Origin of the sequence: Pseudomonas parasichuanensis (assembly GCF_021601385.1) — a bacterium.
Taxonomy (GTDB): Bacteria; Pseudomonadota; Gammaproteobacteria; order Pseudomonadales; family Pseudomonadaceae; genus Aquipseudomonas; species Aquipseudomonas parasichuanensis.
In genome coordinates this window covers 76,660-98,521 of sequence record NZ_BQHO01000024.1, presented here as the reverse complement: position 1 = coordinate 98,521, position 21,862 = coordinate 76,660, and the positions used below count along the sequence as shown (strand labels likewise).

The 21,862-nt window shown below is 67.9% G+C and carries 24 protein-coding genes; 2 read left to right on the top strand and 22 right to left on the bottom strand.

Annotated features, from left to right (window positions below; translation table 11 throughout):
• A partial coding sequence (locus L6D77_RS18805) for an MFS transporter (protein WP_236170108.1) occupies positions 1 to 1,140 on the bottom strand: 1,140 nt, incomplete at its 3' end.
• Between the two features lie 111 nt (positions 1,141 to 1,251).
• Between L6D77_RS18805 and L6D77_RS18800 the strand changes: the two genes are divergently transcribed.
• Positions 1,252 to 2,154 carry a LysR family transcriptional regulator gene (locus L6D77_RS18800; protein ID WP_232882957.1) on the top strand — a complete coding sequence of 301 codons (903 nt, stop codon included), beginning with the start codon at positions 1,252 to 1,254 and terminating at the stop codon, positions 2,152 to 2,154.
• A gap of 5 nt (positions 2,155 to 2,159) precedes the next feature.
• On the opposite strand, the gene L6D77_RS18795 is transcribed toward L6D77_RS18800, so the two are convergent.
• Genes L6D77_RS18795 through L6D77_RS18705 form a run of 19 tightly spaced genes read right to left on the bottom strand, consistent with a single transcriptional unit; the run spans position 2,160 to position 18,545 of the window.
• Positions 2,160 to 2,963: a hypothetical protein gene (locus L6D77_RS18795; RefSeq protein WP_232882956.1), complete on the bottom strand. Its 804-nt coding sequence runs from the start codon at positions 2,961 to 2,963 to the stop codon at positions 2,160 to 2,162.
• Between the two features lie 25 nt (positions 2,964 to 2,988).
• Entirely contained in the window at positions 2,989 to 4,215 is a 1,227-nt protein-coding gene (locus L6D77_RS18790) for a beta-ketoacyl-ACP synthase (protein ID WP_232882955.1), read from the bottom strand.
• Positions 4,215 to 4,943, bottom strand: coding sequence for a 3-oxoacyl-ACP reductase FabG (fabG, locus tag L6D77_RS18785; protein WP_232882954.1), 729 nt, complete (start codon positions 4,941 to 4,943; stop codon positions 4,215 to 4,217). Before fabG ends, L6D77_RS18790 begins: the two co-directional genes overlap by 1 nt.
• The gene (locus L6D77_RS18780) at positions 4,936 to 5,406 is read right to left on the bottom strand and encodes a hotdog family protein (RefSeq protein ID WP_232882953.1); all 471 of its coding nucleotides are present in this window, start codon (positions 5,404 to 5,406) and stop codon (positions 4,936 to 4,938) included. The genes fabG and L6D77_RS18780 overlap by 8 nt, the downstream gene beginning before the upstream one ends.
• Entirely contained in the window at positions 5,403 to 6,596 is a 1,194-nt protein-coding gene (locus tag L6D77_RS18775; protein ID WP_232882952.1) for a beta-ketoacyl-[acyl-carrier-protein] synthase family protein, read from the bottom strand. Before L6D77_RS18775 ends, L6D77_RS18780 begins: the two co-directional genes overlap by 4 nt.
• The gene (locus tag L6D77_RS18770; protein WP_232882951.1) at positions 6,593 to 7,078 is read right to left on the bottom strand and encodes a DUF3261 domain-containing protein; all 486 of its coding nucleotides are present in this window, start codon (positions 7,076 to 7,078) and stop codon (positions 6,593 to 6,595) included. The genes L6D77_RS18775 and L6D77_RS18770 overlap by 4 nt, the downstream gene beginning before the upstream one ends.
• The gene (locus L6D77_RS18765) at positions 7,075 to 7,815 is read right to left on the bottom strand and encodes a class I SAM-dependent methyltransferase (RefSeq protein ID WP_232882950.1); all 741 of its coding nucleotides are present in this window, start codon (positions 7,813 to 7,815) and stop codon (positions 7,075 to 7,077) included. Before L6D77_RS18765 ends, L6D77_RS18770 begins: the two co-directional genes overlap by 4 nt.
• On the bottom strand, positions 7,812 to 10,133 hold the full coding sequence (locus tag L6D77_RS18760; protein WP_232882949.1) for an MMPL family transporter: 2,322 nt from the start codon (positions 10,131 to 10,133) through the stop codon (positions 7,812 to 7,814). Before L6D77_RS18760 ends, L6D77_RS18765 begins: the two co-directional genes overlap by 4 nt.
• Positions 10,123 to 10,716, bottom strand: coding sequence for an outer membrane lipoprotein carrier protein LolA (locus L6D77_RS18755; protein WP_232882948.1), 594 nt, complete (start codon positions 10,714 to 10,716; stop codon positions 10,123 to 10,125). The genes L6D77_RS18760 and L6D77_RS18755 overlap by 11 nt, the downstream gene beginning before the upstream one ends.
• Positions 10,713 to 11,138 carry an acyl-CoA thioesterase gene (locus tag L6D77_RS18750; RefSeq protein ID WP_232882947.1) on the bottom strand — a complete coding sequence of 142 codons (426 nt, stop codon included), beginning with the start codon at positions 11,136 to 11,138 and terminating at the stop codon, positions 10,713 to 10,715. The genes L6D77_RS18755 and L6D77_RS18750 overlap by 4 nt, the downstream gene beginning before the upstream one ends.
• Complete coding sequence (locus L6D77_RS18745) at positions 11,131 to 12,675, bottom strand: HAL/PAL/TAL family ammonia-lyase (protein WP_232882946.1); 1,545 nt, start codon at positions 12,673 to 12,675, stop codon at positions 11,131 to 11,133. Before L6D77_RS18745 ends, L6D77_RS18750 begins: the two co-directional genes overlap by 8 nt.
• Positions 12,656 to 13,588, bottom strand: coding sequence for an LpxL/LpxP family acyltransferase (locus L6D77_RS18740; protein WP_232882945.1), 933 nt, complete (start codon positions 13,586 to 13,588; stop codon positions 12,656 to 12,658). The genes L6D77_RS18745 and L6D77_RS18740 overlap by 20 nt, the downstream gene beginning before the upstream one ends.
• Positions 13,585 to 14,319 carry a glycosyltransferase family 2 protein gene (locus L6D77_RS18735; RefSeq protein WP_232882944.1) on the bottom strand — a complete coding sequence of 245 codons (735 nt, stop codon included), beginning with the start codon at positions 14,317 to 14,319 and terminating at the stop codon, positions 13,585 to 13,587. The genes L6D77_RS18740 and L6D77_RS18735 overlap by 4 nt, the downstream gene beginning before the upstream one ends.
• Positions 14,312 to 15,991 (bottom strand): ApeI family dehydratase, encoded by a 1,680-nt coding sequence (locus L6D77_RS18730; RefSeq protein ID WP_232882943.1) that lies wholly within the window; start codon positions 15,989 to 15,991, stop codon positions 14,312 to 14,314. The genes L6D77_RS18735 and L6D77_RS18730 overlap by 8 nt, the downstream gene beginning before the upstream one ends.
• Positions 15,988 to 16,533, bottom strand: coding sequence for a COG4648 family protein (locus L6D77_RS18725; protein WP_232882942.1), 546 nt, complete (start codon positions 16,531 to 16,533; stop codon positions 15,988 to 15,990). Before L6D77_RS18725 ends, L6D77_RS18730 begins: the two co-directional genes overlap by 4 nt.
• Positions 16,530 to 16,784 carry an acyl carrier protein gene (locus L6D77_RS18720; protein WP_232882941.1) on the bottom strand — a complete coding sequence of 85 codons (255 nt, stop codon included), beginning with the start codon at positions 16,782 to 16,784 and terminating at the stop codon, positions 16,530 to 16,532. The genes L6D77_RS18725 and L6D77_RS18720 overlap by 4 nt, the downstream gene beginning before the upstream one ends.
• Before the next feature lie 9 nt (positions 16,785 to 16,793).
• Positions 16,794 to 17,066 (bottom strand): phosphopantetheine-binding protein, encoded by a 273-nt coding sequence (locus L6D77_RS18715; protein ID WP_232882940.1) that lies wholly within the window; start codon positions 17,064 to 17,066, stop codon positions 16,794 to 16,796.
• A complete protein-coding gene (locus tag L6D77_RS18710) occupies positions 17,035 to 17,853 on the bottom strand; it encodes a lysophospholipid acyltransferase family protein (protein ID WP_232882939.1) in 819 nt (272 codons plus the stop codon). Before L6D77_RS18710 ends, L6D77_RS18715 begins: the two co-directional genes overlap by 32 nt.
• Positions 17,829 to 18,545 carry a beta-ketoacyl synthase chain length factor gene (locus tag L6D77_RS18705; RefSeq protein WP_232882938.1) on the bottom strand — a complete coding sequence of 239 codons (717 nt, stop codon included), beginning with the start codon at positions 18,543 to 18,545 and terminating at the stop codon, positions 17,829 to 17,831. The genes L6D77_RS18710 and L6D77_RS18705 overlap by 25 nt, the downstream gene beginning before the upstream one ends.
• Positions 18,546 to 18,858: 313 nt before the next feature.
• On the opposite strand from L6D77_RS18705, the gene L6D77_RS18700 reads away from it, so the two are divergent.
• Positions 18,859 to 19,632, top strand: a complete 774-nt coding sequence (locus L6D77_RS18700) for a ParA family protein (RefSeq protein WP_110995334.1) — start codon at positions 18,859 to 18,861, stop codon at positions 19,630 to 19,632.
• 125 nt (positions 19,633 to 19,757) lie between these two features.
• On the opposite strand, the gene trxC is transcribed toward L6D77_RS18700, so the two are convergent.
• Positions 19,758 to 20,192, bottom strand: a complete 435-nt coding sequence (trxC, locus tag L6D77_RS18695) for a thioredoxin TrxC (protein ID WP_232882937.1) — start codon at positions 20,190 to 20,192, stop codon at positions 19,758 to 19,760.
• A gap of 136 nt (positions 20,193 to 20,328) precedes the next feature.
• A complete protein-coding gene (gene selO, locus L6D77_RS18690) occupies positions 20,329 to 21,789 on the bottom strand; it encodes a protein adenylyltransferase SelO (protein ID WP_232882936.1) in 1,461 nt (486 codons plus the stop codon).
• Positions 21,790 to 21,862 lie beyond the last annotated feature (73 nt).

The window sequence follows — 21,862 nt, the reverse complement described above, 5'->3', positions numbered from 1 at the left end:
ATGCCAGAACATCCCGCCCGCCGTCCCCGCCACACTCGACCCGGCGTAGTAGCAGAACAGGTACAGCGACGACGCCTGCCCCTTGGCCTTGAGCGCCCGCCGGCCAATCCAGCTGCTGGCCACCGAATGCGCGCCAAAGAAGCCGAAGGTGAACACCAGCATGCCGACGATGATCACCGCCAGCGGGCTGGCCAGGGTCAGCAGCAGGCCGCCGGCCATTACCAGGATGCTGGCCCAGAACACCTTGCGCCGGCCCAGCTTGTCGGCCAGCGCGCCGACCTGCGCCGAGCTGTAGATCCCCGACAGGTACACCACCGAGAGCAGGCCGACCAGGGCCTGGTTCATGTGGTAGGGCCCGGCCAGCAGGCGGTAGCCGATGTAGTTGAACAAGGTGACGAAGGCGCCCATCAGCAGGAAGGCTTCAAGGAACAACCAGGGTAGCCCGGCATCCTTGAAGTGCATGACGAAACCGTCCAGCAGGCTGCGCGGGTTCATGGCCTGGGGGCGGAAGTTGCGCGACTCGGGCAGCACCTTCCAGAACACCACGGCCGCCACCAGGGCCAGGCTGCCGATCACCAGCATCGCCGTGTGCCAGCTGACGAAGTCGATCAACACGCCGGTGATCAACCGCCCGCTCATGCCACCGATGGCATTGCCGCCGATGTACAGGCCCATGGCCAGGCCGATGTGCTGCGGGTGGATCTCTTCGCTCAGGTAGGTCATCGCCACCGCTGCCAGGCCACTCAGTGCCAAGCCCACCAGCGCACGGCTGGCCAGCACCAGCTCCCAGCTCGGCATCACCGCGCTGGCCAGGGTCGCTAACGCTGCGCAAAGCAGGGCGCAGACCATCACCGGCTTGCGCCCGATACGGTCGGAAATCGGCCCGGTCACCAGCAGCCCGATGGCCAGCATGGCGGTGGACACCGACAGCACCAGGCTGCTTTGCGCCGCGTTGATGGCGAACTCCCGGGACAGCAGCGGCATCATCGGCTGCACGCAATACAACAGGGCGAAGGTGGCAAAGCCGCCGCTGAACAGCGCCAGCACGGTTTTCATGAAGGCGGGGGTGCCTTTCTCGATCCAGATGTCGTTGACGGCAGGCTCGGGTTCGGCGGGCAGGGGGGCGACGGCGGAGCTCACGGGGGGTACCTCGGGGCGTTGCGATGGAAAAATCATATAGCTGGCTAATGATTAGATCCAATATATTGTTCGACCTGTTTAAGACGTTTAACGACCTGTTCGGAGCCGATCATGGAGCTGCGTCACCTGCGTTATTTCATCGCCGTGGCCGAAGAGCTGCACTTCGGCCGCGCCGCCCAGCAGCTGGGCATCTCGCAACCGCCGCTGAGCCAGCAGATCCAGGCGCTGGAGCAGGAGCTTGGCGCGCGGCTGTTCGAGCGTACCAACCGTCGGGTCGAGCTCAGCGAGGCCGGGCGGCTGTTCCTCGACGAAGCCCGGCAGGTGCTGGCCCAGGTGGAAAAGGCCGCCGACGTGGCCCGCCGTGCGCAACTGGGTGAACTGGGTGAGCTGAAGATCGGCTTCACCTCCTCGGCACCCTTCACCTCGAAGCTGCCCAAGGCGCTGCACGCATTCCGCCAGCAGTTCCCGGCGGTGCACCTGAACCTCAAGGAAATGAGCAGCCGTGACGTCGCCGAAGCGGTGCTCGACGAGTCCATCGAAGTCGGCCTGATGCGGCCTATGCCTGTGCCACAAGGGCTGGTGGTCAACGAATTGCTGCGCGAGCCGCTGGTGGCGGTGATCAACGCCTCGCACCCGCTGGCCGCAGGCAGCGAGCAGGGCCTGTACATGCAGGCCCTGGCCGACGAGCCGTTCGTGTTCTTCCCGCGCAGCTACGGCAGCGGCTTGCACGCGCAGCTGCTGAGCCTGGCGCGCCAGGCCGGCTTCAGCCCGCACTTCGCCCAGGAAGCGGGCGAGGCGATGACCATCATCGGCCTGGTGTCGGCGGGGTTGGGGGTGTCGGTGCTGCCGGCGTCATTCCAGCGCATGCGCATCGACGGGGTGGTCTACAGGACCCTGCTGGACGAGGGCGCCGACACCGCCGTATGGCTGGTGCGGCGTGCCGGCGAGGGCTCGGCGATGGCGGGTGCCTTCGCCGAACTGCTGGGCGGGCAGCGGATCACGCCGCCCGCCTGAGCCGCTCAGTCGACGTGGGCCAGCTCGCCGCGCAGGGCTACCGCGCTGACCAGCATGCCGGCACGGCACTGGAACTTCTCCGGGTCCTTGTACAGGTCGCGCTGGTCGACGCTGGCGATGTTCACCACGGCGTTGGCATCCGCTTCCTGGGCGGCACGCTGCAGGGTGGCCAGCGCCGATTGCAGGGCCCAGAAGCAGGCCTCGCTGTCGCTCTTGTTGCTGCCGTTGGTCTTGCGGCTGCTGCTCACCGTGCGCAGGGTGCGCACCGAGGTCGGCAGCGCCTCGCCGGCCAGGTAGAACTTCACGCTGCCGTCGAGCAGGCCGGCTTCGGTGGCGCGTTTCACGCCTTCGCGAAAGCTCAGGTAGGTCGGCCCTTCGACGCCCTGGTTGATGATGCCCAGGGCGTTGACCGCCTCGATGTCCGGGTTGAACGACAGCTCCTTGAGCACGTTGTCGCGCAGGCGGTTGATCCAGCGGTTGTAGTTGCCGTGGATCTTGCCGTCCTTGTAGTCCAGGCCCCAGCTGCTGCGGTAGACGATCTGGAACTCGGTGGGGCTGTAGGGGATATCGACCTCGGCGTGGTGGCGGCCGCGCACGGTGATGGCCGCCTTGACCATGCCCGGGCGCACGGACTGGACGATCCACTGGCGGTCGTTGAGCGCAGTGACGATTGCCCGTTTCATCTGGTCGTCGCTGAAATTGAGGCTGCTGGCGAAGTCTTCCTTGGCGTTGTACACCGGCTTGCTGGTGCACCCGGTGAAGACCAGGGCCATGGCCAGCAAGGCGAGGGTGCGGTGGATCCGAGTCATTCCTTTCACTCCGTGGTTTTGCGCGTCAGGCCCAGCGGCGGAAGATCAACGAGGTGTTGACGCCGCCGAAGGCGAAGTTGTTGTTCATCACGTATTCGTGGCTCATGGCGCGGAAGGCGCCTTGCAGGTAGTCGAGCTCGCCGCATTGCGGGTCGACGTTGTCGAGGTTGAGCGTGGGGGCGTACTGCTCGCGGTTCATCATCTCGATGCTGAACCAGGATTCCAGGGCGCCGCAGGCACCCAGGGTATGGCCCAGGTAGCTCTTCTGCGAGCTGATCGGCATGCGCGGCCCGAACAGGCTGCTGGTGGCCAGGGTCTCGGCGATATCGCCTTGCTCGGTGGCGGTGCCATGGCCATTCACATAACCGATGGCCTCGGGCGCCAGGCCCGCGTCTTCCAGCGCCAGTTCCATGGCCCGGCGCATGGTCACTTGCTCGGGCCGGGTGATGTGCTGGCCGTCGGCATTGCTGCCAAAGCCCACCACCTCGGCGTAGATCCGCGCGCCGCGGGCCAGGGCGTGCTCCAGTTCCTCGAGCACCAGCATGCCGCCGCCCTCGCCGATCACCAGGCCGTCGCGGTCCAGGTCATAGGGGCGCGGGCTCAGGTGCGGGGTGTCGTTCTTCAGGCTGGTGGCATAGAGCGCGTCGAACACCATGGCCTCGGTGGGGCACAGCTCTTCGGCGCCACCGGCAAGCATCAGCGGCAGGCGCCCGAACTTGATCGCTTCATAGGCATAGCCGACGCCCTGGCTGCCGCTGGTGCAGGCGCTGGAGGTAGGGATCAGGCGCCCGGTCAGGCCGAAGTAGATGCTGATATTGGCTGCCGTGGTGTGCGGCATCATGCGCACGTAGGAGTTGGCGTTGAGGCCGTCGGAGGTGGAGTTGAGCAGCATGTTGCCGAAGGTCTTGATCTCGTCGGTGCTGCCGGTGGAAGAACCGCAGGCCACGCCCATGCGCCCGTCGCGGATGCTCGGGTCGTCGAGCAGCCCGGCATCGGCCAGCGCCCGCTCGGCGGCGGCCACCGCCAGGCGCGACACCCGGCCCATGCTGCGCAGCTGCTTGCGGGTCCAGTGCGCGGGCACTTGGAAGTCATCGATGGGCCCAGCCAGGCGGGTGTTGAGCTCGCTGTAGCGGTCCCACTCGTCCATGCGGCGGATGCCGCTGCGCCCGGCGGCGAACTGCGCGGCGATGCTCGCCCAGTCGTTGCCCAGGGCGGTAATGCCGGCCATGCCGGTGACCACGACGCGGCGCATCAGCACAGCCCTCCGTTGACCGCCAGCACCTGGCGGGTGATATAGGCCGCCTCGGGCGACATCAGGAAATTCACCGCGCCGGCCACTTCTTCCGGGGTGCCCATGCGCCCGGCCGGGATCATCTTCAGCAGTTCCTCGACCGGTACGTTTTCGTCGAGCATGGCCGTGTCGATCAGCCCGGGGGCCACGCAGTTGACCGTGATGCGGCGCTTGCCCAATTCGATCGCCAGGGCCTTGGCGGCGCCAATCAAGCCGGCCTTGGAGGCGCTGTAGTTGACCTGGCCGCGATTGCCGATCAACCCCGACACCGAGGTGATGCAGACGATACGCCCCGGCGCGCGGCGGCGGATCATCGGCATCGTCAGCGGGTGCAGGACGTTGTAGAAGCCGTCGAGGTTGGTGCGCATCACCTGGTCCCAGTCGTCGTCGGTCAGTGCCGGGAAGGCGCCGTCGCGGGTCAGCCCGGCATTGCACACCACGCCGTAGTAGGCGCCGTGGGCTTCGACATCGGCTTCCAGCACCGCCTTGCAGCGGGCGCGGTCGGCCACGTCGAACTGCAGCACCCGGGCCTGTTGGCCAAGCGCGCGTACTTCCTCCGCCACCGCATCGGCCTCGGCCCGGCCACTGCGGCAGTGCAGCACCAGGTCGAAGCCGGCCCGCGCCAGGCGCAGGGCAACGGCGCGGCCGATGCCACGGCTGGAGCCGGTAACGAGAATGCTGTCAGTCATGGTGCGGTTCCTCTGGGCCGGCTTCGGCCAGGTAGCGGTCGGGCTGTGGCGGGCGGTACACATTCAGGCGGGCCGTGGCATGGATGCCAGGGCCGCGCAGGTGGCATTCGAACACGCCCATGCCGTTGTCGTCTTCCAGCGAGCGCTGCGCGTGGATCAGCAGTTCGGCGCCAACGGGGAAGTGCTCGACGGCGCATTCGAACTTGCGCGTGCCCAGCAGAAAGCCCAGCTCCACCGGCAGGCCCAGGCGGCGGGCGCGGCAGCCGGCGAAGGCGGCCACGCTCTGGGCCATCAGCTCCAGGCCCAGCCAGGCCGGCAGGCTGCCGTCGGCGCGGTTGAACAGGCCGCCCGGGCGCACCGTGGTGCGGGTGTGGATCTGCTCGTCGTCGCAGCTGTCGATCTGCTCGATGAGGATCATGTCACCGGCATGGGGCAGCAGCTCGGCCAGGGGCCAGGGGATCATGGGGCGTCTCCGAGAATCAGGCTGACATTGTTGCCGCCAAAGGCGAACGAGTTGCTCATCAGGTAGCGCGGGCGTTCCGTTGTCAGCCGCTGGCTGCCATCGACCAGCGCCAGGGCCGGCAATGCCGGGTCCTGCTGGCCATCCCAGGCATGCGGCGGCAGCAGGCCCTGCGGGTTGTGCCCGCTCAGGGCCAGCCAGCAGAACGCCGCTTCCAGCGCGCCGGCGGCGCCCAGGGTGTGGCCGGTCATGGGCTTGCTCGACGAACAGGGCAGGCCGGCGCCGAACAGGCTGTGCACGGCCAGGGCTTCCATGGCGTCGTTGTGCACGGTGGCGGTGCCGTGCAGGTTCAGGTAGCCGATCTGCGCAGGCGCAAGGCCGGCATTGTCCAAGGCTTTGCCCATGGCCTGCAAGGCGCCTTTGCCGGTGGGCTCCGGCGCCGAGATATGGTGGGCGTCGGAACTGGCGCCAGCGCCCAGCAGGGCGATGCGTGGGCCCTGTAGGTTGGCCTCGCGGGTCATCATCAACACGGCCGCGCCTTCGCCGATGTTGATGCCGGCGCGGTTGCGCGAAAACGGGTTGCAGCGCGTGTCGCTGACGGCCTCCAGGGCACTGAAACCGTTGAGGGTCAGGCCGCACAGGCTGTCGACCCCGCCGCACAGCACGGCATCGCACAGCCCCAGGTCGAGCAGGCGGCGTGCGCTCATCAGCGCCCGGGCGCTGGAGGTGCAGGCGGTGGAAATCACGTAGGCCGGGCCGCTCAGCTGCAGCCAGTCGGCGAGGAAGTTGGCCGGGGCGCTGAGCTCTTGCTGGGCGTAACGGTAGCCCTCGGGAAAATGCTGCTCGCGCAGGTAGTGAGCGATGCCGTCACTGGCCTCGGCGATCCCTGAGGTGCTGGTGCCCAGCACCACGCCGACCCGATGGGCGCCGTGGCGTGCGATCGCCTCGCGGATGGCCGGCTCGATCTGCAGCGCGGCGTTGTACAGCAGCTGGTTGTTGCGGCTGTGGTGCTCGGGCAGCGGCAGCTCAGGCAGCGCGGTGGTGACGGCGCCCACCGGCAGGCTGCGCTCGGGCACCCAGCCCGCTTGCGTCAGCATGCCCGAGCAGTCGCCGGCAAACAGCCGGCGGGCCACATCGGCCTGGCCGTGGCCGAGGGCACAGACCAGGCCCAGGGCATTGAGGTAGGTGCTCATGGGGTGTTCTCGTCGGGCAAGGGGCTTACGTGATATCGCAGCCCTTGGCCCAGGTTCAAGGTGAAGGTATCGGCGCCCTGGTAGCGCACCTGCCAGCGCTCGCCGAGCCAGCGGCGGTCATTTTGCTGGCGGGCTTGCGGGTAAGCCTGTGGCAATTGCTGCGTCGGGGTCAGGGCGAACAGCACCGCGGCGAACAGCTCGCGCGCCGCCGGGTTCGGCGGCAGCAGCCCGTCGGCCTGCCACTGCTGGCCATCGAGCAGCTGGCGGGCCTGGGGGATACCCAGCAGGTCGAGCAGCGACCAGCGCAGGCGGGTGTCTTCGCGCTGGATCACCAGCAGCCAGTCCTGGCGTTGCCCGGCCTGTTCCCGTTCGACGTGCAGCTGGCGTGGCAGTTCCAGCGTGGGCGTTTGCTCAGGCAAGGGCGGCCGCGCGGCGCAGGCGCCGAGCAGCAGGCAGCAGAACATGGCCAGCAGGGCTTTCATGGCGTCTCCAGCGGTTTGCGCGCCACCACGTTGAGCAAGGTCTCTTCGCGTTGCCCGACCGGTGGTGGTTTGCGCAGCCCGAAGCGTTCGAGCAGGCCGAAGTCCTTGGCGCGGCTCCACCACAGGTACGGGTACGAGACATTCTGCGCGCTGAACGCGAAGCCTTGGGCACTGAGCATCTGCAGGTAACCCTCGGCGCTCTTTTGCACGTGCATCGGGTGGCGGAACAGCCAACGGATCACCCAGGTGTCGATATAGGCCTCGGTGGACTCGGCGAACAGCAGGTAGCCGCCCGGCCTGAGCACGCGATGGAATTCGGCCAGGGCCTTTTCCTGCTCCACCAGGTGGTGGAAGGTCTGGTGGCAGAACAGGATATCGACGCTGGCGTCGGCGTATGGCAGCGCGGCGCAGTCGCTGCCGTGCAGCTCCACGCTGATGCCCAGGCGCTCGGCCTCGGCGGCACTGAGCGCCAGGCTGTGCGGGTCGGCGTCGGTGCCCAGCAGCCGCGAAGGCGCGAACACCTGGTGCAGGTGGCGGAACGACTTGCCCTGGCCGCAGCCGACATCCAGCAGCACCGGCGCGGCCGGCGGGTTGCCGTCGAACAGCCGGCGCAGGTCGTTGATCGCCACCCGCAGCACATGGTGCTGCCAGGTATGGCTGCGCAGGAACCAGAAACCGAAACGGGTTTCCTCGACATAGGTGTCGCTGAAAAAGGCCTTGGACGTGCTGCTGTTCATGGCGGTGGATGCGCTCCTTCGCGGGTGGCGGCCCAGGGGGCCAGCAGGAAACTGAAAGCCAGGCCCAGGCTGACCGCCAGGCCGAAGTTGCTGACCGCCGGGGTGCTCGACAAGGCCAGCAGGCCGAACGACAGCCAGGTGGTCACTGCCGCCAGCAGGGTGCCCAGCAGGCTCACGGCGGCGCCGCCGATGCGCTCGTGCATGAGGATCGCGTAGTCGACGCTGATCGCCGTTACCAGCAGCAGGCCGAACAGGCTGAACAGGGTCAGCGGCTGGCCCAGCCAGCCGAGGCTGGCCAGGCTGCACAGTGCCGCCAGCAGCGGCAGGGCGACGATGCGCAGGGCGCCGCGCAGGCCGAACGGCAGCACCAGCAGCACCACGATCAGCAGGCACGACAAGAGCTTGAGTTCGGCGGCGCTGAGCTGGGTGGCGGCGAACAGCTGGTTCAGCTCGCCGAGGCGGTCGACCAGTTGCACGCCGGGCAGGTCATCGGTCTGCAGGCGCAGCAGGGCGGTGTCGCCCAGGCCTTGCAGGCTGACGATGGCGGCCACGCCGTCGCCGTCCTGGCCCAGCCACAAGGGCCGCCAGGCTTCGCCCAGCGGGCCGGCCAGCACCTCGTCGATGCTTTGCAGTGGCAGCTGTTGCAGGTGCTGGAGTTCGTTATCCAGGCCAGCTGCGGGCACGCCAAGGGCGACCAAGGGCTGCCAGTGCGCTGGCAACCGGGCGAGGGCTTGTTGCAGCTGCAGCTGTTCAGCAGGGCTGGCGACCAGCTGGCTGAGGCTCATGTAGCCCTTGAGCTTGCCCAGCTCGACCAGTTCGCCCAGCTTGCCGCTCAGCGCCTGCAGGCGCTCGAGCAGTTGCTGCGGGTCGTTGCCGCGTACCAGGTAGAACTGGCTGGTGGGCTGGTAGCCGGTGATGCGCGCCACGGCCTGGGCCTCTTGCAGCAACTGCGGCGGGCTGCCGACCCACTGACGAATATCGTTGCGCGTCTCCAGGCGCCACAGGCCGGCGGCGCAGAACAGCAGCACCAGGATCAGCAGCACCGCACTCGGCACCCTGGCCAGCAGGCGTTCACGCAGCGTGGTCAGGGTTTGCGCGATGCGCAGCGGCCACTGCGCCGGGCGCAGCTCGACGCCTGCGAGCAGTGCCGGCAGCAGGCATACCGCGCTCAGGTAAGCGCCGAGCAGCCCGGCGGCGGAAAACGCGGCGATCTGGGTCAGCGCCGGGAATGGCGTGAAGGCCAGGGCCAGGTAGCCGATGGCACTGGTGGCCAGGCTCAGGCTCAGCCCCGGCAGGGTCAGGCGCAGGGCCGGCCAGCTGTGCCAGGGCTTGAGGCTCCAGCTCTTGGACAGGTAGTGCAGCGGGTAGTCCACCGCCACGCCGATCAGGCTCGAACCCAGCACCAGGGTCATCACGTGCATCTGCCCGAACAGCGCCACGCACACCACCGCGCCGAACAGCATGCCCACCAGCACCGGCACGAAGGCCAGCAGCACGCGCCAGCGGCGGAAGGCCAGCAGCAACAGCAGCAGGATGCCCAGTGTGGCGCCACCGCCCACCCAGGTGATCTCGCGGCTGGCCTGCTGCTGGCCGGCGGCGGCGTAAAGCAGGCCGCTGGCCGCCAGCAGCCGGGCACCGTGCTGGTCGGCGTCGAGGCGGCTGGTGGCGAGCAGCTCGGCCACCTGCAACGGCAGGTGCATGTCGAAGGCATTGCCCTGGGTGCGTGCCCGCAGCAGCACCCATTGCTGGCCGTCGGCCTCGGCGACCAATGCGCCGCTGGCGGTGTCGAGCTGCACGTTGACCGGCATCGGCTGGCTGTTCTGGATGCGCCCGGTCAGGCCCAGCCAGTCGTCCTGGCTGGGCACCAGGCTGAAGCCGGCGAAGGGGTCGAACAGGCTCTGCACGCGCTGCTCGATGAAAGCCTGGGGCTGCGTGCTCAGCTGCTCGCGGTCCTTCGCCGAGAGCAGGGCCAGGCGGCCTTGCAGCAGTTGCGCGCGCAACGCCGACAGGTCGGTCTGCAGGCTCCATTGCACCTTTTCGAACAGGCCGCTGCCTTGCCATTGCCTGGCCAGGCGCTCGGCCAGGGCCAGGGCCTGCTCACGCTCGGGGTGGCCGACCAGCACCAGCATTTCGCGGTTCAGTGGCTCCTGCATGCGCTGTTCGGCCCGCACGACCTGCGGATCCTGTGCAGCGCCCGGCACCAGGGTCATCAAGTCGGCTGACAGTGGCGCGCCGCGGTGCCACTGCCAGCCGGCGATGGCCAGCATCACCAGCAGCAGCCCGAGGAACAGGCGCGGCAGCAGGCGTTCAGTCGGCAAAATCGCTGCGCTCCGTATCACTCAGGGCCGCTGCCGCCGTGCTGGCGGGCATGCGCAGCACGGTGCTGTCGCCCTGGGTCTCGCTCAGTTCGATGCGCTCCACGTACTGGCTGCCTGCGATGTCGATGCGCGTGAACACCTGCTTGAGCAGCAGCGAGCGGGGTGTCAGGCGCAGCTGCCAATGCCCGGCGTCACCGGACAGGGCCAGTTCGAAGTCGCGTTGCAGGCCGCTGCTGTCGCCCTGCAGCACGGCGAAGAACAGGCGGTTCTGCTCGGCGCCGGCACTACGGCTGGGCAAGGTTTGCCAGCCGTTGGGGTCGCGCCGGGCGATGCCCTGGGCGTCGATGCGGTAGTCCTGGCGCAGCGGGGTGTCCAGCAGCCACAGCAGGCCGTGGTCACGGGCCAGCACGAAACGGCCCTTGCTCAGCAGCGGCTGGGGCAGGGCGCGCAGGTGTTTTTCCTGGATGAACGGGCCCTTGACCACGGCGGGCTGGCTGAGCTGCTTTTGCAGGTCGTCGAGGGTGAAGGCCAGGGTCAGGGGGCTGATGAGCAGCAGCCCGAGCGCGACAAGCAGGCGACTCATGCCAGCACCTTCGCAACTGCATCGAGCATCACTTGCGGCGAGGCCAGCTGCATCTCGCCGCTGTCGATATGCACCGCCACCTGCACGGTGCTGGCGCGGGTCATGCGCTCGCCGGTTTCGGCATCGCTGATCAGGTAGTGGATCTTCAAGCGGTTCTCCCACTCCACCAGGCTGGCGCGCACGGTCAGGCGCTGGCCGAAGGTGGCGCCACGGATGTAGCGCAGCTGCAGGTCGATCACCGGCCAGTGGTAGCCGGAGGCCTGCATGCCTCGGTAATCGTGCTGCAGGCGCTCGAGCAGGGCGCAGCGTGCGACTTCCAGGTACTTGACGTAATGCCCGTGCCAGACGATGTGCATGCTGTCCACGTCGAAGAATGGCACGACGATTTCGCTGTCGACGTGAAACACCCCGGGGTTACGCATGCAGCCTCCAGTGGCGCTGGCCGATACGGCTCAGGCACAGGCGCAGGTCGTGTTCCAGGGCGCGGTCCTCGATCACCGGGGCGAAGTCGGCCAGCAGCGCCTGGTGCATCTGCGCAAGCGCTGGCGGCAATGGCCGGGCGTCGGCCTGGCGGGCGCGCAGCCAGACGCCCTGGTTGGCCGCCAGCAAGGTGGCGGCGGCGACCTGTTCGGTCAGCTCCAGCACCCGCAGGGCATCGCGCGCGGCGATGGTGCCCATGCTCACCTTGTCCTGGTTGTGGCATTCGGTGGAGCGCGAGAACACGCTGGCCGGCATGGTCTGCTTGAGCGCTTCGGCGGTCCAGGCGCTGGCGCCGATCTGCACGGCCTTGAAACCGTGGTTGAGCATGGCCCGTTCGGCCTCGGCGCCGGACAGGTTGCTCGGCAGGCCGTGGTTGTAGCGCACGTCCACCAGCAGCGCGAGCTGGCGGTCGAGCAGGTCGGCGACGTTGGCCACCAGGGTTTTCAGGCTGTCCATGGCGAAGGCGATGTGCCCGCCGTAGAAATGCCCGCCGTGCAGCACGCGCTCGGCGTCGCCGTCGATGATCGGGTTGTCGTTGGCGCTGTTCAGCTCGGTTTCGATAAAGCCGCGCAGCCAGCCCAGGCTGTCGGCCAGCACGCCGAGCACATGGGGCGCGCAGCGCAGCGAGTAGCGGTCCTGCAGGCGGTGCAGCGACGGCAGCGGCGCGTCGATGGCCAGGTCCTGGCGCAGCCAGGCAGCCACCTGGGTCTGGCCTGGGTGCGGCTTGGCGGCGAACAGGCGCTCGTCGAAGTGCTCGGGGTTGCCCTGCAGCGCGATCACGTTGAGCGCGGTGATGCGCGTGGCCAGTTGCAGCAGGTAGTCGGCGCGGGCGAAGGCCAGGCAGGCCAGGCCGGTCATCACTGCGGTGCCATTCATCAGCGCCAGCGCCTCCTTGGGCCGCAGCACCAGCGGTTGCCAGCCCAGTTCGCGGTGAACCTCGGCGCTGCTGCGGCGCTCGCCCCGGTACAGCACCTCGCGCTCGCCGGACAGGGTGGCGGCCACGTAGGACAGTGGCGTCAGGTCGCCGCTGGCGCCCACCGAGCCCTCTTCGGGGATCAGCGGCAGGATGTCGTGTTCGAGGAACAGTTGCAGGCGCTCCAGCAGTTCCATGCGCACCCCGGACACGCCATGGCTCAGCGAGCGCAGGCGCGCCGCCAGCACCGCGCGGGTGGCCGGGGCGTCGAGCAGGCGGCCCAGGCCGCAGCCGTGGAAGGTGTACAGGTGGCGCGGCAGGCTTTCGACATGCTCCAGCGGCACGGCCACCACGCAGGAGTCGCCGTAACCGGTGGTGACCCCGTAGATCACCCCTTCCTGGTCGAGCAGGGTGTCGAGAAAGCGCGCGCCACGGGCGATGCGCGCGCGGTACGCGGCGTCGTCCTGCAGGCGGGTAGCGGCGCGGCGCTCGGCCACGGCCAGCACGTCCTCGATGGCCAGCGGCGCTTCGCCGAAGGTGACAGGCTCATGGGGTTGCATCGTCATCGCTCTTCCAGAAGGGGTAGAAATTGAACCACTGCAGCGGTGCCTGGCGGCAATAGTGGGCCAGGCGCTCGGCGTAGCGTGCCGTCCATTGCTGGATCACCTGGTCGCGTTCGGCACGGCGCCATTGCAACTGTTCGGCGAAGGGCTCCAGGGTGATCTGGTAGCGGCCGTCGAGCTTGAGGCAGAACAGCAGGTTGACCGGGCAGCCGAGCAGCCCGGCCAGCAGCCACGGGCCTTGCGGGAAGGCGGCCGGCTGGCCGAGAAAGTTCACGGTGGCGGTGCGCGCGCCATGCAGCGGCACGCGGTCGCCGGCAATCGCCAGCCACTCGCCGCGCTCCAGGCGCTGGGAGAGCTGCAACATGATCGCCGGGTCCAGCTCGCTGACCTGGATCAGCCGCAGGTGGGTGGCGCCGGCCTCGCCCAGCAGGCGGTTGAACTGCTCGGCATGGCGGGTGTGCACCAGCACGTTCATGGTCACCTGCTCGCCCAGTTCGGCCAGCGCCCGGCACACCTCGAGGTTGCCCAGGTGGGCGCCCACCAGCAGTTGCCCGCGCTCGCCACGCAGCTGCCCGCGCAGTCCGGCCTGGTCGACAATGTCGATGTCTTCAAGGCGCAGGCGGCCGTTCCACACGTCGAGCTTGTCCAGCAGGGCGTCGGCGAAGGCCATGAACTGGCGAAACACCTGCCACTGGCTGGGCGCTGGTGTCTGCCCGGCGCTCCACCGGTGCAGGCGCTGCTGGTACTGCCAGGCGCTGCGCCGGGCGCGGCGGCCGAACAGGAAGAAGTAGGCGACGATCACATGGATCAGCGGGCTGAGCAGGCGGCGCCCGAGCAACCGCGCCAATAGCGCGGTCAGCTGCATCAACCGGAAGCTGCCGCGCTCGCGTTGCGCAGCCCAGTGCTGCTCGCTCATCGGTGCCACCGGCGCCAGAGAATCAGCGGGCTGCGCAGCAGCATGCCGAAGAACAGCTTGGCGTGCATCTTCGAGATCAGCGCGTTGTCGTGCACCAGGCGAAAGTGCGACAGGCCGTCCTGCGGGTAGTGCACCCGGGTCGGCAGCCAGCGCATCGGCTGGTTGCGCCAGGCGAGGCGCACCAGGATCTCGGGGTCGAAGTCCATGCGTTTACCCAGCTTGACGCTGTCGATCAGCGCCAGGGTGGGCGGCAGCGGGTAGACGCGAAAGCCGCACATCGAATCAGGGATGGCCAGCGACAGGCTGTTGATCCACACCCACACGTGGGTGAGGTAGCGGGCGTACAGGCGACCCTTGGGCACACTGGCGTCGTACTGTGGATAACCGCACACCAGCGCCTGTGGATAAACCTGCGACTGGGCCAGGAAGTGGCCGACATCGGCCAGGTCGTGCTGGCCGTCGGCGTCCACCTGCAGGGCGTGGCTGAAGCCCAGCCGCGCGGCCTCGCGCAGGCCGGCCATCACCGCGCCGCCCTTGCCCTGGTTGACCGCCAGGTGCACCAGGTGCACATCCTCGCGCTCGGCCAGCTGGCGCAGCACCTCGGCGCATGGCGCATGGCTGGCGTCATCCACCAGCACGCAAGGCAGGCCGGCGTGTAGCAGGTCGTCGACCACCTTGGGCACGGCCTGCTCGTGGTTGTACACCGGGATCACCGCACAGGGTTTATGCACTGGCCACCTCCAGCAGGATGCGGCCGCTGGCGCAGGGTTGGCCGGCGCGGGTGTAGCCGAAGTACAGCTTGCCGCGTGCCGCCTCGAAGCGCAGGTCCAACTGCAGCAGGTCGCCGGGACGCACCAGTTGCTGGAACTTGAGCACTTCCATACCCGCGAAGCGCAGGTTGGCGGCCAGCAGCGGTGCAGCGAGGGCGATGGCCCAGTCGACCTGGACCACGCCGGGCAATACCGGTGTGTGCGGGAAATGGCCGGGGAAGCAGGGCAGGTCCAGCGGTACGGCCAGTTGCAGTTGCAGCTGGTTGTCTTCACGGGCCTGATCTACGACCTCGGGCGCCTGGCTGCGAGCCGCCAGCAGCAGTGCCGTCACCTCGGCCTGGGGCAGCTTGCCCTGGGCGTTGTACGGCAGCTGGCGCAACAGGCGCCAGCGCCGGGGCAGGGCGATGGCCTCGCAATGTTCGGCCAGGTGCGTACGCAGGCCGTCCACCAGTGCGCGGCGGCCCTGGTTACGCAGCACATGCAGGCCTTCGGCGCTTGGCACCAGCAGGGCACCCAGGAAGGCGCGGCCTTCTTCGATCACCCCCAGGCGCGCCTCGGCGACCCAGGCGTGGGCGCACAGGGCCTGTTCGAGCATGGGCAGGGAGATGCGTTTTTCTTCCAGCTTGACGGTGCGGTCGAGGCGGCCGAGCAGGCGGAAGCGCCCGTCGCTGGCGAACTCGACGGCATCGGCGCTGTGCTCGACGTGGCCGGCAGGCAGGTAGGGCGAGGCGATGCACAGGGCGCCGTCGCCATCCTGGCTGAGCACCACATCGGCGAATGGCTGCCACAGGGCTTCGCCCTGGCGCCAGGCGATGCCGCCGGTTTCGGAACTGCCGAGGATTTCCGTAGGCCACTGGCCGAGGCGCTGTTGCAGGCGTTCGGCGGCTTCGGCGGGCAGTTCGCCGCCGGAGGAGAACACCCGGCGCACCGTGCTCAGCCCGGGCCAGTCGAGGTTGTCGCCCATGCGCTTGAGCAGCGCCGGGCTGGCCACCCAGGCGAACGCCGGGTGTTCGCGGCTGGCCCGTTGCAGGTCTTCGGGGAACGGCTGGGCGTGGCGGGCGAACCCGCGCCCGGCGCACAGTGGCCACAACACGCGGAACAGCAGGCCGTAGATGTGCTGGGTGGCGACACTGCCGAGGATGTGCGCATCGCCCAACGATGCGCCCCACAGCTGCTCCAGGGCGATGACTTCGTTGCCCAGCTGGCGCAGGCATTTGTCGATGCGCTTGGGCTCGCCGCTGGAGCCTGAGGTGCACAGGCTGATGCGGCACTGGTCCGGGTCGAGGTCGGCGCTGGCCAGTGGCTCGCCCAGCAGGTCGTCGAGCTGCGGGTCGCCCGGCTGGTCGCTGAGCCACAAGTCCACCTGGGCCTGCCAGCGGGCGCGGGTCTGCGGTTGCAGGTCGGCGCTCAGCAGTACCTGCGCCCCGGCGCGCCAGGCACCGAGCAGGGCGATGGCCAGCGTCGCGGCGTCGTCCACATGCACCGCCAGGCGGCGCACGCCCCGGGCTTGCAGGCCACCGGCCAGGCGCAGGGCTTGCCGGCACAGCGCGGCGTGGTCCAGGGCCGGCGCCTCGGTCACCGGGCGTGGCAACGCCTGCGGGCGCAACAGGTGTTCGAGGTTGATCCAGTTCATGAGCGTCCTCGCACACGTTGACGTATCAGCCATTCCACGGCGAACAGCAGGCCCATCGCGGCGTAGGCGATCAGGCCGTTGTACAGGGTCCACCAGGCCAGCGGCGCCCACAGTGTCAGGCCCGCGGCGATCAGGCCGTTGACCAGGAAGAACAGGCACCAGGCCTGGGTCACCCGCCGTGTGTAGCGCACCGCCACCGCTGGCAGCTCGGGTTCGCGCAGGCGCGCCAGGCGCTCGGCCACCGGCATGCCCTGCACCAGGCTGGCGCCGAACAGGCCAAGCATGAAGCTGCTGATCAGCACCGGGTACCAGCGCAGCAGTTGCGCGCTGTCGGATAGCGCCAGCAGCGCGCAGAACCCCAGCGCCGCCAGTGCCATCCACAGGCCACCTGGGCGTTGTGGCGCGCTCAGCGCGCGGGCCAGCCACAGGCCGCCGAGCAGCAGGGCGAACTGCCAGGGGGCGAAGTGGCCCAGGCCGTAGTGCACGGCAAACGGATACAGCACGCCGGCCAGCAGCAGGCCGAGGCCGACCAGGCGTTTCATGCCGCGGTGTTGACCAGGCGATACACCGCTTCGACCACATCGTTGACGGTGCGTACCGACTTGAAGTCCTCGGCGCTGATCTTCTTGCCGGTCTTGCGCTTGATGTGGTCGAGCAGGTCGATGGCATCGATGCTGTCGATTTCCAGGTCCTGGTACAGGTGCGATTGCAGGCTGATGCGCTCGGGCTCGAGCTCGAACAGCTCGACCAGGGCGTCACGGAGGGTATTGAAGATGTCTTCGCGGGTTTGCATGGTGCGGTCTCAGGCGGCCTGGCGGGCGGTGATGAACGCCGCGAGGGTGGCGACGTTGGTGAAGTGGCTGCGGGTGTCCTTGGCATCGGCGTCGATCTTGATGCCGTAGCGCTTCTGGATCGCCAAACCCAGTTCGAGGGCGTCCACCGAGTCCAGGCCCAGGCCTTCGCCGAACAGTGTCTGCGCGTCGTCGATGTCCTGCACGCCGATGTCTTCCAGGCCCAGGGCGTCGATGATCAGTTGCTTGATATCACGGTTCAGGTCGTGCTGTGCATCGCTCATCGGTGGCGAGCTCCTTGTTGTAGTACTGGTGCAGGTAATCATTGAGTTTGCGCGACGCCAGGGGCGCCGGGCCAAGGCTGGCGAAGGCCTGGGGGTCGATGTCGGCGCCGACGCGCAGGCTGAAATGCACGCGTCGGCGGGGAATGCGGTACCAGGGTTCGTGCTTGGTCAGGGTGGTGGGGCTGACCTGGATGATCACCGGTGTGATGATTTTCGCACCGCGCAGGGCGATCGCGGCGGCGCCACGATGGAAGGCCGGGGCCTGGCCGGGCGGGGTGCGGGTGCCTTCGGGAAAGATCACCAGCGGCTGGCCCTGTTGCAACGAGGCGGCCGCGCTGTCGAGCATGTCCAGGCTGCCGTCGTTGCCGATGTACTGCGCCTCGCGCACCGGCCCACGGGTGAAGGGGTTGCCGAACAGGCTGTGCTTGACCACGCAGTTGGCCTCGCGCACCCGCCCGAGCAGGAACACCACGTCGATCAATGAAGGGTGGTTGGCGATGATCATCTGCCCGTGCCGGCCCAGGCGTTCGGCACCGCTGATCTCGAAAGTGAGCACCCCAAGGCCGCGCATGATCAGGATGAACCGCCAGAACAGCCAGCCGATGGTGCGCCGGGCGCGTTGGCGATGGCGTTCGGCACTGCCGGGCAGGCAGGCCAAAAGTGGGAACACCAGCAGGCGCAGGCACAGGCCGCCCAGGCCGAACAGCAGGAAGCTCAGCGCGGTGGCCGCCAGGCGCCACAGGTAGGCGTCGCGGGGGCGGTTCATGGCTGACGTTGCCAGTTCCATGTGCGACGGCTCCAGGTGTGTGAAAAGGCCTGCTGGCCGCTGAGCGAGGCGTGCAGCCAGGCCAGGGCATGGGGTAGCTCGGGGGCTGGCGCCGTTTGTGCCGGCCCAAGGCACAACTGCCATTGCTGGCCGGGGGTGAGCAGCAGGGCCACGGCGTAGGCGAACGGCACATCGCTGATGCAGGGCGCGTAGGCGGCCGGGGGTTGTTCCTCGGTGACGATCAGCAGCACCGCCGGCGCACCTTCGGCCAGCAGCGCGGCGGCTTCCACGGCGCCTTGCTCGAAGCCGTCGCCGGCGGCGGCCAGCGCAGTCATCTCGCAGGTTTGCCCGCGCATGATCGACCACAGGCCGATCATTGCGTTGTGCACCGACAGGCTGAACTGGGTGGGCGACAAGGGCTGCTGGCTGGCCAGTTCGCTTAGGATCGAGAAGGTGCGCGGGGTTTCTCCGTGGCGCGAGACGAACACCAGCGGCAGCTGGGCGTGGCCTTCGGCCAAGGGCCAGCCGACGGCGAAGGCCATCCGTGCCATATGGCTCAGGCGGCGGCGTTGCAACGCCGGCAGGAACGCCACGTCCGGCGCCTGCTCGGCACAGGGCACGGGTTCGGCGCCGTCCGCCCAGGCCTGCCAGTCGGCCGCGCTGGTCAGGCCCGGGGCCCAGGCACGCCATTGGCTGATGTCGAAGGTGATCATGATGAGTGTGACGTTCCGCCCTGAGGGAGTTCCTGTCCGTGGGAATGACTCGGAGCACGTGCCGTGCAGGCTCGGCGCACGGGAAGGTGGCGCGCATTATCCCGGTGCACGGGACGTGTATCAATCCACATGATGGCTATCGGACAACATCCATACGCGTCTGCGTCATGTCCGTTTCCATGGCTGCGCAATTTCCGACAGTCGGTTGCCCGCAGTTTGTCGGACGGCTTCCCGTCAACTTGAGCGAACAACGCTGGCCAATGGCGCAGTGTCGCCACATACTCGGGCATTCGTTGATACACGGAGGTCTGACATGCGGCGCGTGGTGTTCAATCAGAAAGGTGGCGTGGGCAAATCGAGCATTGCCTGCAATCTTGCGGCGGTGAGTGCCAGCGAAGGCTACCGGACCCTGCTGATCGACCTGGATGCCCAGGCCAACTCGACCCAGTACCTGACCGGGCTGACCGGTGACGACATCCCCATGGGCATCGCCGACTTTTTCAAGCAGTCGCTGTCCAGCGGCCCGTTCGCCAAGAAGAACAAGGTCGATATCTACGAAACCCCGTTCGACAACCTGCATGTGGTCACCGCCACGGCAGAGCTGGCCGACTTGCAGCCCAAGCTCGAGGCCAAGCACAAGATCAACAAGCTGCGCAAACTGCTCGAAGAGCTGGACGAGGATTACGAGCGGATCTACATCGATACCCCGCCGGCCCTGAACTTCTACGCGGTTTCTGCATTGATCGCCGCTGATCGTGTGCTGATCCCCTTCGACTGCGACAGCTTCTCGCGCCAGGCCCTGTACGGCCTGCTGGCCGAGATCGACGACCTGAAGGAAGACCACAACGACGAGCTGGTGGTCGAAGGCATCGTGGTCAACCAGTTCCAGTCACGCGCCAGCCTGCCGCAGCAGATGCTCGACGAGCTGCTGGCCGAGGGGCTGCCGGTGCTGCCGGTGTACCTGAGCAGCTCGGTGAAGATGCGCGAATCCCACCACGCCAGCCTGCCGCTGATCCACCTGGAGCCACGGCACAAGCTGACCCAGCAGTTCGTTGAGTTGCATGATTTGCTGGAGAGAAGTGCGTGATGGCCCGCAGGGGTTCGCCAAAGGTTATTTGGCGCCTGTGAGATCGAGCGCCGCGCGGGCGGCGCTCGATCTCACAGGCGCTGAAAATCTCTCGCCAACCACCTGCCAGCCCTTACGCAATCCCCTCAAACCCCCTGCCCGCGCAGCCACTCCAGCAACGACTGCAGCGGAAACGCGCCGGCCTGGCGGGTCACTTCGCGGCCATTCCTGAACAGGATCAGGCTGGGGATCGAGCGGATGCCCAGTTGCCCGGCGAGGTTGCGGTTGGCTTCGCTGTCGAGCTTGGCCAGGCGGCAGCGACCGGCCAGCTGGCGGGCGGCCTGTTCGAAGGTCGGGGCGAAGCTCTTGCACGGGCCACACCAGTCGGCCCAGACATCCAGCAGCAGCGGCAGGTCGCCCTTGATCTGGGCGGCGTAGTTGCTTTCGCTCAGCTCGAACGGGGTGCTCAGCAGCACATCCTGTTTGCAGCGGCCGCATTTCGGGGTGTCGCCCAGGCGCTCGGCGGGGATGCGGTTGAGGCCGTTGCAGTGGGGGCAGGGGATTACCAGGGGATCGGACATTTCAGCTCCTTGAGATTTTTGGGGCCGCTTCGCGGCACAAGGCCGCTCCTACAGGGGGTGCGCGATGCCTGTAGGAGCGGCCTTGTGCCGCGATCGAGGGCAAAGCCCTCGCAGGGTTTAACATGCAGCGATCAAATCAGGATGAGCAGCTGATTTCCAGATGCTTGCCCCACTCCGGCGGCCGCTCGGCATAGGCCTGCATCCCGTCCTGCTCATCAAACGGCTTGCTCAACACCTGATGCAACCGCCGCACTTCACTGTAGTCGCCTGCTTCGGCCGCCTCGATGGCCTTCTGCGCCAGGTAGTTGCGCAGTACATAAAGCGGGTTGACCGCATGCATCCGTTCGCGCCGCCCATCGGCATTGCCCGGTTCACGCTGGCAGCGCGCCAGGTAGTCGGCGCCCCAGGCGTCGAAGCCGGCAAGGTCGATGAAGTCGTCGCGTACCGTTTTCAGCGCTTCGGCTACTGGCTGGTCGCCGAGCTTGCGGAAGAACAACGTGTAGTCCACACCACCGCTCTGCATGCGCTGCAGCAGGCGCTCCAGCAACGCCATGTCGTCCTCTTCGGCGGTGGTCAGGCCCAGGCGGCGGCGCATCAGGTCGAGGTAGTGGGCCTGGTACAGCGGCAGGAACAGCGCCAGCACTTCCTTGAGCGGCTCGACCTCGATCACCGTGGTCAGGGCCTGGGCCAGGGCGCTGAGGTTCCAGTGGGCGATCGGCACCTGGTTGGCGTAGCTGTAGCGGCCACGGTCGTCGGAGTGGTTGCAGATGAAGTTGGCGTCGAAGTCGTCGAGGAAGGCGTAGGGGCCGAAGTCGAAGGTGATGCCGAGGATCGACATGTTGTCGGTGTTCATCACCCCGTGGCAGAAGCCATAGGCCTGCCAGCGGGCGATCAGCTCGGCGTTGCGCTCGACGATGGTGCGGAACATGGCCAGGTACGGCAGCTCGGTATCGCGGCATTCGGGGTAGTGCTGCTCCAGCACATGGTCGATCAGCACCCGCTGCTGCTCGGGCTGCTTGGTGTAGTAGAAGTACTCGAAATGGCCGAAGCGCACGTGGCTCTGTGCAAGGCGCAGGAGCATGGCGGCGCTTTCGCGGGTTTCGCGCCACACCGGGGTGCTTGACCCGATCACGCACAAGGCGCGGCTGCTGGGGATGCCCAGGGCGTGCAGGGCTTCGGAGGCAAGGAACTCGCGAATCGACGAACGCAGCACCGCGCGGCCGTCGCCCATGCGCGAGTAGGGGGTCTGGCCGGCGCCCTTGAGGTGCAGGTCCCAGTGCTCGCCAGCGTCGTTGAGCACCTCGCCCAGCAGCAGGCCGCGGCCATCGCCCAGGCGCGGGTTGTACGAGCCGAACTGGTGGCCGGAATAGACCATCGCCCGTGGGTCGGCTTGTTCCCACAGCTTGTGGCCACCGAACAGCTCGGCGAACACCGGCAGTTCGGCCTGGGCCGGGTCGAGGTCGAGCAGGGCCATGGCCGATGTGCTGGCGACGACCAGGCGCGGCTCGGCGATCGGCTCGGGCAGCACCTGGGTGGAGAAGGCGTCGCCGAGCTGGGCGAAGCGGTTGTCGAAGCTGAGGTGGTCGAGGGACTTCACGGGGCCTGCTCCTGGGGATCGGTGCCATTGGGGCCGCCTTGCGGCCCTTTCGCCGGCAAGCCGGCACCCATAG